This window comes from Dehalococcoidia bacterium, assembly GCA_030648205.1.
GTDB lineage: Bacteria > Chloroflexota > Dehalococcoidia > JAUSIH01 > JAUSIH01 > JAUSIH01.
Genome location: JAUSIH010000072.1, coordinates 1 through 10,627 on the forward strand (window position 1 = coordinate 1; position 10,627 = coordinate 10,627).

General features: G+C 65.8%; 12 protein-coding genes. 4 read left to right on the plus strand and 8 right to left on the minus strand.

Annotation, left to right across the window (positions count from 1 at the left end; genetic code table 11):
* The 7 genes from Q7T26_08825 to Q7T26_08855 all read right to left on the minus strand — a co-directional run.
* A partial coding sequence (locus Q7T26_08825) for an ATP-binding cassette domain-containing protein (GenBank protein MDO8532250.1) occupies window positions 1-134 on the minus strand: 134 nt, incomplete at its 3' end.
* Window positions 135-145: 11 nt separating this feature from the next.
* Window positions 146-1,783: an iron ABC transporter permease gene (locus Q7T26_08830; protein ID MDO8532251.1), complete on the minus strand. Its 1,638-nt coding sequence runs from the start codon at window positions 1,781-1,783 to the stop codon at window positions 146-148.
* 2 nt (window positions 1,784-1,785) lie between these two features.
* Entirely contained in the window at window positions 1,786-2,844 is a 1,059-nt protein-coding gene (locus Q7T26_08835; GenBank protein ID MDO8532252.1) for an iron ABC transporter substrate-binding protein, read from the minus strand.
* Window positions 2,845-2,997: 153 nt separating this feature from the next.
* Window positions 2,998-3,699, minus strand: a complete 702-nt coding sequence (locus Q7T26_08840) for a metal-dependent transcriptional regulator (protein ID MDO8532253.1) — start codon at window positions 3,697-3,699, stop codon at window positions 2,998-3,000.
* A 48-nt stretch (window positions 3,700-3,747) separates the two neighbouring features.
* Window positions 3,748-4,041: a DUF503 domain-containing protein gene (locus Q7T26_08845; GenBank protein ID MDO8532254.1), complete on the minus strand. Its 294-nt coding sequence runs from the start codon at window positions 4,039-4,041 to the stop codon at window positions 3,748-3,750.
* 136 nt (window positions 4,042-4,177) lie between these two features.
* Window positions 4,178-5,167, minus strand: coding sequence for a plastocyanin/azurin family copper-binding protein (locus Q7T26_08850; GenBank protein ID MDO8532255.1), 990 nt, complete (start codon window positions 5,165-5,167; stop codon window positions 4,178-4,180).
* A 246-nt stretch (window positions 5,168-5,413) separates the two neighbouring features.
* Window positions 5,414-5,716, minus strand: a complete 303-nt coding sequence (locus Q7T26_08855; protein MDO8532256.1) for a zinc-ribbon domain containing protein — start codon at window positions 5,714-5,716, stop codon at window positions 5,414-5,416.
* Between the two features lie 338 nt (window positions 5,717-6,054).
* On the opposite strand from Q7T26_08855, the gene nusA reads away from it, so the two are divergent.
* The 4 genes from nusA to rbfA all read left to right on the plus strand — a co-directional run bounded on the left by nusA (window position 6,055) and on the right by rbfA (window position 10,276).
* Complete coding sequence (gene nusA / locus Q7T26_08860) at window positions 6,055-7,566, plus strand: transcription termination factor NusA (GenBank protein MDO8532257.1); 1,512 nt, start codon at window positions 6,055-6,057, stop codon at window positions 7,564-7,566.
* A 9-nt stretch (window positions 7,567-7,575) separates the two neighbouring features.
* The gene (locus tag Q7T26_08865; protein ID MDO8532258.1) at window positions 7,576-7,875 is read left to right on the plus strand and encodes a YlxR family protein; all 300 of its coding nucleotides are present in this window, start codon (window positions 7,576-7,578) and stop codon (window positions 7,873-7,875) included.
* 1 nt (window position 7,876) lies between these two features.
* Window positions 7,877-9,778 (plus strand): translation initiation factor IF-2, encoded by a 1,902-nt coding sequence (infB, locus tag Q7T26_08870; GenBank protein MDO8532259.1) that lies wholly within the window; start codon window positions 7,877-7,879, stop codon window positions 9,776-9,778.
* A gap of 105 nt (window positions 9,779-9,883) precedes the next feature.
* On the plus strand, window positions 9,884-10,276 hold the full coding sequence (rbfA, locus tag Q7T26_08875; GenBank protein MDO8532260.1) for a 30S ribosome-binding factor RbfA: 393 nt from the start codon (window positions 9,884-9,886) through the stop codon (window positions 10,274-10,276).
* Here the strand turns inward: rbfA and Q7T26_08880 are convergent.
* A partial coding sequence (locus Q7T26_08880) for an inositol-3-phosphate synthase (GenBank protein ID MDO8532261.1) occupies window positions 10,273-10,627 on the minus strand: 355 nt, incomplete at its 5' end. The genes rbfA and Q7T26_08880 overlap by 4 nt on opposite strands.

Consider the following 10,627-nt stretch of genomic DNA (forward strand, 5'->3'; position numbering starts at 1 on the left):
AGCCGCAACAGCGTGGTCTTGCCGCATCCGCTGGGGCCGACGAGGGCCAGGGTGCTCCCTTCGGCAACCTCCAGGTCTACATCCTGGACCGCGGGGGCCTGCCCAAACCGCTTGGTCAGGCAAGTGCAGCGCACCGCTACCTTGCTCACGGTCTCGTCCTCTGCTGGCGGATGACGAAGAAGGCCATGGGGAGAGATGATACCAGAATAAGCAGGAGCGCGGGCACGGCGGCGCGGGCCAGGAAACCGCTGTCGGTGGCGGACCAGATCGTCGTCGCCAGACTCCGGAAGCCGATGGGGCTGAGCAGAAGCGTCGCGGGCAGCTCCTTCATGGTGCTCAGGAAGACCAGGGCCGCGCCCGCCAGGATGCCCGGACGAATGAGAGGCAGCGTGATCGTCGTGACGACCTGGGCAGGCGTACGTCCCAGGCTGCGGGCCGCCTCCTCCAGCCGCGGGCTCACCTGGAGCAGCGCGGTGCGGCACGTCCCTACGGCCTGTGGCAGGAACAGAATCACGTAGGCGAAAACGAGCATGGCCAGCGTCTGGTACAGCGGCGTAGCGAAGTTCGCGCCGAAAAAGACCAGCGCCAGCGCAAGGACGATGCCCGGCAGCGCAAAGCCTATGTACGTAAAGCGTTCAAGAAGCGCGCTGACGACGCCCGGGTAGCGCACCGCCAGGATGGCCACGGGCAACGCGGCGGCGATGGCAACGAGCGCCGCCAGGCCGGACGCATAGGCGGAGTTTACCGCGGCGCCCCACACGGCGCGCAGCGGCTCCCCCGCATGCAGCGCCTGGGCGAGCCAGTACAGCAGCACCGCCACGGGCATGACCAGAGCGCCCGTCACCGTCAGAGCGCAGAACGCCAGGGCGGGCCATCGCCAGCGCCCCAGCTTCACGGGCGTGGACGGGCGTTGCGTGCCCGACGAGACGCGATGGTACCGGGCACGACCGCGGAGAGAGAAATCGACGAGCAGGATGACCACGGCTGCGGCCACCAGGACAAGGGACAGAGCCGCCGCCATGGTGCGGTCCAGGGAAGTCTGGTACTGGAGATAGATCGCCCAGGTGAACGTCTCATAGCGGAGCAGAGAGACAGCGCCAAAGTCGCTCAGCGTGTACAGGGCGATCAGCAGCCCTCCGGCGGCAAGAGCCGGACGGAGCTGCGGCAGCGTCACCCGCCAAAAGGTGTCCCACCGCCCGTGTCCCAGGTTGCGCGAGACCTCCTCCAGCGCGGGGTCCAGCCCGCGCAACGCAGCCTGCAGGGCCAGGAAGGCGTAGGGAAACGCCACGAGAACAATGGTCAACAGGGCGCCGGGAAAGCCGTATATCTCCGGCAGCCGCTCGACTCCCAGGGGCGCGGCCAGCAGTTGCTGCAACATCCCTCGCGGCCCAAGCGCCGCCACCACGACAAAGCCAGCCACGTAGCTGGGAATGACCAGTGGCAGGGGCAGCAGCACCGACCAGACGCGGCGAAAAGGGATGTCTGATCGCGATGCGAGCCACGCCAGAGGCAGCGCCAGGGCCAGCGCCGCGCCCGTGACGGCGACGACGAGGGCCACCGTCCGGCCCAGCGTCTCAAAGGTGCGGAGCCTGAGCAGCAGGTCGGCGGTCTCGCCGCCGGCGCCCAGCGCGCGCATGACCAGATACGCAAGCGGTAGCGCAATGGCCACGGCCACCAAAGCCGCGGGCGCCCAGAGAGCAGCGGGCGGCGGGGGCGTGCGCAAGCCCCCGCCGCTCCGCGCGACAGCCCCCGCCGGACGGGGTGCGCCAGCTACGGAATTCACCCTTACAATATCCCCACGGCACGCAGGAGTTTGAGAGTCCCTTCCAGATCGCTCAAGCTACTGAGGTCGATGTTGGGCGTCTTGATCTGGGAGAGCGGCGTCAGATCAGAATGCATCAGCACGCCGGAGACCAGCGGATACTCGTACGGATCGCCAGGGCGGTCACCGGCGAAAAACGTCTGCGCCTTCTGCAACAGCATATAGTCGATGAACCGCTGCGCTGCCTCCGTGTTCTTCGAGGTCGAAAGGACGCCGGCACCCGCCACGTTCACCATCCCGCCCACGTCACCGGCCCGCGGGTAATAGTTCCGCGCCGGGAACGACGACCCCTTCTCCTTGAGCTGAGCATACAGATAGTAGTGATTGACGAAGCCCACATCCACCTCACCGGACGCCACCGCCAGCAGCACGGCGGTATTGTTCCGGTAGGCCTTGGGCTGATTGGCCTTGACGCCCTCCAGCCACTGACGCGTCTTCGCCTCGCCTTCCACGACCCGCATTGCCGTGACGAAGGCCTGGAACGAGCCGTTGGTCGGCGCCCAGCCAATGCGCCCCTTCCACTCCGGGTCAGTGAAACCGAGCGTGGAGTCAGGCATGTCCTTCTCCGTGAGCTTCCTGGTATTGTAGGCCACCACGCGGGCGCGGCCTGTGATGCCCACCCACTCGCCCTTCGGCGAGCGGAACCGCTTGTCCACCTTATTCAAGATGCTGTCCGGCAACCTGGCAAGGACGCCCTTCTGCGCGAGCGCGCCCAGCGCGCCAGCGTCCTGCGCCCAGTACACGTCGGCGGGACTGTTCCTGCCCTCCTCCAGGATGGCGGCCGCCAGTTCGGGCGTGCCGCCGTAGCGAACGTTCGCCTTGATGCCCGTGTCCTTGGTGAACTGCTCAATGATGGGACCGACCAGCTCCTCGGCGCGACCGGAGTACACGGTGATGGCCTGCCCCGCCAGCGACTGCGCGGGCGATGCGCTCGTCGGCGCAGGGGTCGGGCTGGCGCATGCGGCCACTGTCGTGACGGCCAGCGCGAGAAGCGCGGTCAGAGATACACGGGATAGGCTCAAGGGATACTCCTCCTAACTATGCATTTGGCGTCAACAGAATATTGGTATGGGCTAAACGTAGCAGTTAGCATATACTAACTTCTCTTGCCTGTCAAGAGGTGCGTGAACAGAGGACGACAGGTTTGTTTTGGGGAGGGGGGGGGGCTTGCCAGCCTAGGCGCCCAGGCGCTCCACCCAGACCTCGTTGGCCGCGGGCAGACCGATGGTTACGTCCCCGCCATCGCTGCGGACAAGCATGGTCCCGTTGAAGCTGGCGATTTCCACCACATGCAACACGCAGCCCGGCAGTATCTTGTTGCGCGCCAGAAAGCCCATGAGCTTATCCTGGCTCTCGGCGTCCTCCGTGATGCGCCGGACCACCACTCGCTCCCCTTCCGGGACATGGGCCAGCGGGAGGGTCGGCGCGGGGGACGGAGTCGCGTTGCCGGGAATGGGGTTGCCGTGAGGACACGTCGAAGGGTGCTTCAGCACCTCCGAAAGCCGGGCCTCCACGCGGGGGGAAACGGCGTGCTCCAGCCGATGGGCTTCCTCATGGACGTCCTGCCAGCCCAGGCCCAGGATGTCCGTCAGCAGCCGCTCCACCAGACGGTGCCGCCTGGCCATGGACTCGGCCAGGCGATCGCCCGCGGGCGTGAGGCCTATGTGACGGTGCTCCTGGAACACCACAAGGCCGTCGCGTTCCATGCGGCGCAGCGTCGCGCCGACAGTAGGCAGGGAGACGGCGAGCCGCCGCCCTATCTGCGAGGCGGTGACAGGCTTGGCGTCACTGACCAGGCCGTAGATGACGGCTACGTAGTCCTCGACGGTAGGGGTGGGAGCCCCTCCCGACACCGGCTTGCCTCTCTCTGACTGCATACTCTCACGCTACTCGCCAGACGGCGGACGCCTCAATTATACACGGGGCTAGAAGGCCGTCTCGATCTCCACCTGGTAGTCCAGAAGCTCGGCGTCACCACAGCTGGATTCAATATAGTCCACGACGCGGGAGAGCATCTCGTTGGCGTGGCGCGGGTCGTTGCTGACGCAGGTGACGCCGAGGGTGATGAGGCGCCACTGGTCGTTATCCTCCACCTCCGCGATGGAAACGTTGAAACGCCCCTTGACCCGGTCAATCACGGAACGAAGGGTGTGGCGCTTGCCCTTCAGCGAATCGTTCTCGGGCAGGCGAAGTTGGATACGGCCTATACCAATGTGCATGATGAGGCCTCCGGCCAGCCGCACACGCCCCATTATAGGGCTTCCCCGCACAGAGGGGACCCCTAGTCAAAGCAGAGGACGGGCGCGGCTACTGGCGCGTTGCCCGCGCCAGTACCAACAAGCGGAGGACGCGGGCCTAGGGGGTCGAGCTGGACGACGGCGTTGCGACGGCGACGACGTTGATCTCTCCGTTCATGGAGATGTGGTTATTGCAGACGTACGTTATCTTGCCCGGACGCGCGAGTGTCACCGTAAATCTCTGGCCCGGGCTCAGATTCGCGGAACCCCAGTCCGGGCCGGTAACCGTGTGACTCGTGCTGTCCCTCTGCGTCCAGGTGACGGTTCCCCCGGCGGCCACGGTGACGCTGCGAGGGCTGAAGGCGAAGTTGATGACGTCCACGTCCGCGCGAGGCAGGACTGCGGCGGTAGTCCCACTTGGCGTCGGCGTGGGTGTTGGCGTTGGTGTGGGCGTGGGAGTCGGCGCGGGCGTGCCTGACGTGACCGTGACCAGGCCCGTCATGATTGTATGATTCAAACATATGTAGTTGAAGCTGCCGGGGCTCGTAAACGTATAACGGAACGTCCCTCCGGGCTGGAGGCTGCCTGAGTTGAACGCCCCCTGGCTCGACCCGGCGGAGGTCACAGTATGGACCCTGGCACCTTTTTGCGCCCAGACCACAGTCGCGCCCACCGGAACAGTCAGGTTGGAGGGAGTGAACAGGAAGTCGCCGATTTCCACGTTCACCACGGAGCCTGGAGTGGGCGTTGCCGTGGGGACAGGCGTGGGCGTGAGAATTTGGCGGGGGACCTGTGTGGGCGTCGCGGTAGGCACGGGTGTCGCCGTGGGAACCGGCGTGGGCGTTGTCGCGGGGACAGGAGTCGCCGTTGGACGAGGTGTAGCGGTTGCCGCCGGGACCGGCGTGGCTGTGGGCAGCGGCGGTGGAGGAATGGGCGTGGGAGGCAGAGGCGCCGGAGTTGCCGTAGGCGTCGCTGGAGCTGGCGCTACCGTGGGGCTGGGCACGGGAGCGGAAGTGGGCGTGACGGCAGGAGGGGCCGCGCAAGCCCCCAGAGCCAATGCCATGATCGCCGTGGTAAGCAGCAGAAGCTTCAGTGACGACAGGCGCATTATGTACTCCAGCGCGGTGAACTCACATAGGTGATACGCGCGGCTGGCGCCGCCGGATTGCGGGACGGCGCATATACGCACCACACGGAACCCTGAGGCAGGCCTGAGATTGCCAGATGAGGCTCGGGCAGAGGCAGACCGCACGGCCCACGCGGAGAATAGCCTGTTCCGCCCCAATGGCTGGCGGAGTTTCCGCACCGCAGCAGGCTTGCAATCCGGCCGGAGCGCAGGGGCCCGATGCGAAGGCTAGCTGGGCTGGCCGGTGCCTCGGACCGCTGAGAAGCAGTTGCTGCAGTAGACCGGGCGTCCCAGCCTGGGCTGGAACGGTACCTGGGTCTCCGCGCCGCACTGCGCGCATACCGCGGGGAACATTGGCCGCGCCCCCTGGTCCTGATCGCCCCGTGTACGACGGCGTTGCGCCCGGCACTGGGGACACCGAGCAGGTTCGTTAAGCAGGCCCCGCCGCTGATAGAACTCCTGCTCGCCCGCCGTCCACGCGAACGACGCGCCGCACTCCCGACACGTGAGGGTCTTGTCCGCTAGAGCCATCCGAAGGCCCTCCTTAGAGATACTATGGCCAAGTTGCCTGCTGTTCGGGGCCAAGGCTTACGACGAGGAGACGCTTGACCTTGACCTGGATACCCGTTTACAAGCAGGGCACAAGCCACGGGCCGGAGTATACAGGCCATCCCGCGGAAAAGTCAAGGGCTAACCGCGCGCCATCCCCGTCCCGCATATACTGCGCATGTATTGAACGAGTACGTACCCTTGCGCTTGCCCCCTGAGGTCTGGTATACTGCCACTACCTAAATCCCGGCTCTTTGAAGTGGGTGGCCAGCCCACTTTTTTGTTGGCCGGAGTGGGTGCTAAAAGGGAGCTGCCCTGCGATGAAAAGCGAATTCCTGATAGCTATAACACAGCTCGCGGCGGAGAGGAACCTCCCCAAGGAGGTGGTCCTGGGTGCCGTGGAAGCTGCGCTGGTCTCTGCCTTCAAGAAGGAACTCCAGGCGGAGAACCAGGACATTACCGTCAGGATTCTGCCTTCCAGCGGGGACATTAAGGTCTACGCGCTCCGGACCGTGGTGGAAAAGGTGGCCGACCCGCAGCGGGAGGTCACATTGGCCGCCGCCGCAAAGCTGAAGGCAAACGCTCAGTTGGGCGACACAGTGGAGAGCGAGATCCCGTTCCACAACGCCGGACGCATCGCCGCGCAGACGGCCAAGCAAGTGGTCATGCAGCGCCTGCGTGAGGCGGAGCGCGACCTGGTGCACGCCGAGTATGCGCAAAAGCAGGGCGAAATGCTCTCTGGCGTCGTCGTCCGACCTGACCCGCGGGGCATCATCATGGACCTTGGACGCATCGAGGGCATCCTGCCCCCTACCGAGCAGGTGCCGTCCGAGCGATACCGCAACGGCGAGCGCGTGAAGCTCTTCGTCCTGGAGGTCAGCAAGACACCCAAAGGCTCACAGATCATCCTTTCCCGCACCCATAAGAACCTGATCCGCCGGCTCTTTGAGCTGGAGGTCCCCGAGATAGCTCAGGGAAAGGTGGAAATCAAGGCCATCGCGCGGGAGCCTGGGCTGCGGACCAAGGTGGCCGTTGCGGCGACGCGCCAGCAGGGCATTGACCCGGTAGGCTCATGCGTGGGCCAGCGGGGCCTGCGCATCCAGAACATCGTGAACGAGCTGCGCGGCGAGAAGATAGATGTGGTGGAGTGGAACCGCGACGTCGCCGTGTTTATCTCCAAGGCTCTGAGCCCGGCGCAGGTGCTGGGCGTGGAGCTTACGGAGGCCGAGAACACCGCCCGCGTGGTGGTGCCCGACCGGCAGCTTTCCCTAGCCATCGGCAAGGAGGGGCAGAACGCCCGGCTGGCGGCCAAGCTGACGGGATGGCGCATTGATATCAAGAGCGCCACGGAGGTGGAGGCCGCGCGCGCCCAGAGCGCCGCCCAGCAGGCCGAAGCCACGGCGGCTGTCCTGGCTGCGGCGCCCGCTGCGGGGGAGGCTGCGCCCGCTCCCGCGGCCGAGGAGGCGCCCGTCGCGCCCGCGCTCATCGCGGCAGAGGCTGCGCCTGCGGCTGAAGAGACGACCGCCGCGCCCGCTCCCATCGCGGCGGAGGCCGCGACCGCCGCGGAGGAGCCTGCGCCAGCAGCCGCTCCTCAAGAGGCCCCGACGCCCGGGTTGCTGCCAGAGGAGATCGTCTGGAAGATCCCGGAGGTCGTCGCCGCGGGCAAGAGCAAGATCCGCTTCGCCGAAGATATCCTGGGGGACCGCGGCAAGGGCAAGGTGCCGGAGAAGGCGCGCGAGGAAGACACGGCCAAAGCCAAGACCAAGAAACCCAAGAGGGCCCGAAAGCCCGCACATGAAGAAGAAGAAGAATACGAGGGGTTCATCCGATAGGTGCTTCCTATGGCAGTTTCACTTGCGCATGTCAAGCCTGTCCCCCAGAGGACGTGCGTCTCATGCCGGCGAACCGGCGAGAAGCGGGGCCTGATGCGCGTGGTGCGGACACCCCAGGGGACGATAGAAGTGGATAAGACGGGCAAGAAGCTTGGCCGCGGCGCTTATGTCTGTGGAGAGCGTGACTGCTGGGACAAAGCGGTGCGTCAGGGTCGGCTAGAGCATTCCCTGCGCGCCAAGCTCACGCCCGAGGACAAGGCGCCGCTCTTGGCTTTCATTGAGACGTTGGCTCCGGCAGGAGGCGCTTAACATGGCCAGGCCCCACGCCGGAGGACGGCGAAGATCAACCAGACCCCAGAGGTCGCAGCAACGGACTGCTCCCCAGGGGAACGTGACCGTGGCGCAGGCAGGCGCTTCCGGCGCGACGCAGACCGCCGCGCCCGCGGCGGCTGGCCCGGCTCGCGCCGTCCGCCTTCCCCGAACGCTGACCGTACAGCAACTGGCCAGCCTGTTGAACATGAGCGGCGTGGACGTCATCAAGCAGCTCATGCGCAACGGCGTCATGGCGAGCGTCAACCAGGTCCTGGATTTTGACGCAGCCGCCGTGGTGGCCACGGACCTGGGCTTTGAGGTGCAGGAGCAACCCGCCCCCGCGGAAGCCGTCGGCACCACCGCCGAGGAAAAGGAAGACCCCGCGCTGCTGAAGCCCCGTCCCCCGGTGGTGACCATCCTGGGCCATGTGGACCACGGCAAGACCACCCTCCTGGACGCCATCCGCAAGACGAACGTGGCCGCCCGCGAGGCGGGCAGCATCACGCAGCACATCGGCGCCTATCAGGTAGAGGTGGACGGCAAGAAAATCACCTTCTTGGACACCCCCGGCCACGAGGCGTTCACCGCCATGCGCGCCCGGGGCGCCCAGGTTACGGACATCGCGGTGCTGGTCGTCGCCGCCGACGACGGAGTGATGCCCCAGACCGTGGAGGCCATGGACCACGCGAAGGCCGCGGGCGTGCCCATCATCGTCGCCGTCAACAAGATAGACAAGCCGGAGGCCAATCCTGACAGGGTGAAAAAGGAGTTGGCCGATCGGGGGCTGGTCGCCGAGGATTGGGGTGGCGACGCCATCTTCGTTCCGGTATCGGCCAAGCAACAGAAGGGCATCAAAGAGCTCCTGGAGTCCATCCTGCTGGTGGCGGAAGTCCAGGAACTGAAGGCCAACCCTGACAGGCCCGCGTCGGGCATCGTGGTGGAGGCCGAGCTGGACAGCAACAAAGGCCCCGTGGCGACGGTGCTTATCCGCAGGGGCACCCTCAAGGTGGGCGACGCGGTGATCGTGGGCGATACCTGGGGCAAGATCAAGGCCATGCTCAACGACCAGGGACGCCGCGTCAAGACCGCCGGGCCGGCGACGCCGGTGGAAATCCTGGGCCTGAACGCCGTGCCCCAGGCAGGCAATCTGATGATAGTCATGCCGGAGGAGAAAGCTGCCAAGGCCTTGGCTGAGCAGCGCCAGCAGGCCAGGCAGGCGGAGGCCAGAGGTCCGGCTAAGGCCACCACGCTGGAAGAGGTGTTCGCTCAAATCGAGGCGGGTGCCATCAAAGAGCTGAGCATTGTTCTCAAGGCGGATGTCCAGGGCAGCCTGGAGCCTATCCGCACATCCCTTGAGCGCCTGTCGTCGGACAAGGCCAAGGTCAAGATCATCCACGCCGGCGTCGGCAACATCACCCAGAGCGACATCCTGCTCGCCATCGCCTCCCGTGGCTTCGTCATCGGCTTCAGCGTCCACCCGGAGCCGGAGGCCAAGCTCATGGCCGAGACGGAAGGGGTCGATATCCGGCAGTACAACGTCATTTACACCCTGGTGGAGGACGTGCAGAAGGCCCTGACCGGACTGCTGCAGCCCACCATAGTTGAGGTCAAAGAGGGACGCGCGGAGGTCAAGGCCGTCTTTGGCCTGGGCAAGAAGGGGAAGGTCGCGGGCTGCCTCATCCAGGAGGGCAAGGTCAGCCGGGGCAGCCTGGCACGCCTATTCCGAGGCAAGACAAAGGTCCACGAGGGCTCCGTCGCTGGCCTGAAGCGGTTCAAAGAGGACGTCCGGGAGGTCATGGCCGGCCTCGAGTGCGGCGTCAACCTGGACAAGTTCAACGACTACCAGGTCGGCGACGTGCTGGAGTTCTTCCGCAAGGAGCGCTCCGGCCAGGCCGCATAGCCCGTTCCCCCGTACCGTCCCCCGTCCGACAGCCGCCGTTTCCGTTTTTCTCACGCCCGCGGTGCCTGCTCTTCAGACCGGGGATTCCCTGAGAGGTGAGCCATCATGAGCCGCAGGACCGACCGCATTAACGGGCTTTTCCGCGAGGAGATCAGCGAGCTGCTGCTCCGCCATGTCAAAGACCCGCGCATCTCCGGGCTCATTACCGTGACGGAGGTGGAGAACTCCGAGGACATGCGTCACGCCAAGGTCTATATCAGCGTGATGGGCACGGAGGAGGAGAGGAAGTCCGCGCTGACGGGCCTGCAGGCGGCGGCGGGATTCATCCGCCACGAGCTTGTGCAGCGCCTCTCGCTACGGCGCATACCGGAGTTGACCTTCATCCGGGACGACTCCATCGAGCGCGGGACGCGTGTGCTTCAGATCATGCACGAACTGGAGCGGGAGGAAAACGCCAGGAAATCCGTCCCGCCCGGAAGCGCCCCGGACAAGGGTTAGAGCTCGCCGTTAATCCAGGCCTCCAGGCGGCGGCGAGCCTCGTCGTCCGTGTACTGGACGGGCGGCGACTTCATGAAGTAGGCGGAGGGCGCTTCCAAAGCGCCAGAGACGCCGCGGTCCATCGCAATCTTGGCGCAGCGAATGGCATCCACCCCCACCCCCGCCGAGTTGGGGCTGTCCCACACCTCAAGCTTCAACTCCAGGTTAAGCGGGACGTCGCCAAAGGCCTTGCCTTCCATCCGGATGTGGCACCACTTGCGGTCGGTCAGCCACGGCACATAGTCGCTGGGGCCGATGTGCACGTTGTCCGCGCCGATGTCGTAGTCAAGCTGCGAGGTCACGGAGTTGGTC

What these genes read in the sequence shown, in the direction of transcription:
- Q7T26_08840 (MDO8532253.1), bottom strand. Translation starts at nt 3,699, where the DNA reads ATGCAGTCAGAGAGAGGCAAGCCGGTGTCGGGAGGGGCTCCCACCCCT.
- Q7T26_08845 (MDO8532254.1), bottom strand. Translation starts at nt 4,041, where the DNA reads ATGCACATTGGTATAGGCCGTATCCAACTTCGCCTGCCCGAGAACGAT.
- Q7T26_08850 (MDO8532255.1), bottom strand. Translation starts at nt 5,167, where the DNA reads ATGCGCCTGTCGTCACTGAAGCTTCTGCTGCTTACCACGGCGATCATG.
- Q7T26_08855 (MDO8532256.1), bottom strand. Translation starts at nt 5,716, where the DNA reads ATGGCTCTAGCGGACAAGACCCTCACGTGTCGGGAGTGCGGCGCGTCG.
- nusA (MDO8532257.1), top strand. Translation starts at nt 6,055, where the DNA reads ATGAAAAGCGAATTCCTGATAGCTATAACACAGCTCGCGGCGGAGAGG.
- Q7T26_08865 (MDO8532258.1), top strand. Translation starts at nt 7,576, where the DNA reads ATGGCAGTTTCACTTGCGCATGTCAAGCCTGTCCCCCAGAGGACGTGC.
- infB (MDO8532259.1), top strand. Translation starts at nt 7,877, where the DNA reads ATGGCCAGGCCCCACGCCGGAGGACGGCGAAGATCAACCAGACCCCAG.
- rbfA (MDO8532260.1), top strand. Translation starts at nt 9,884, where the DNA reads ATGAGCCGCAGGACCGACCGCATTAACGGGCTTTTCCGCGAGGAGATC.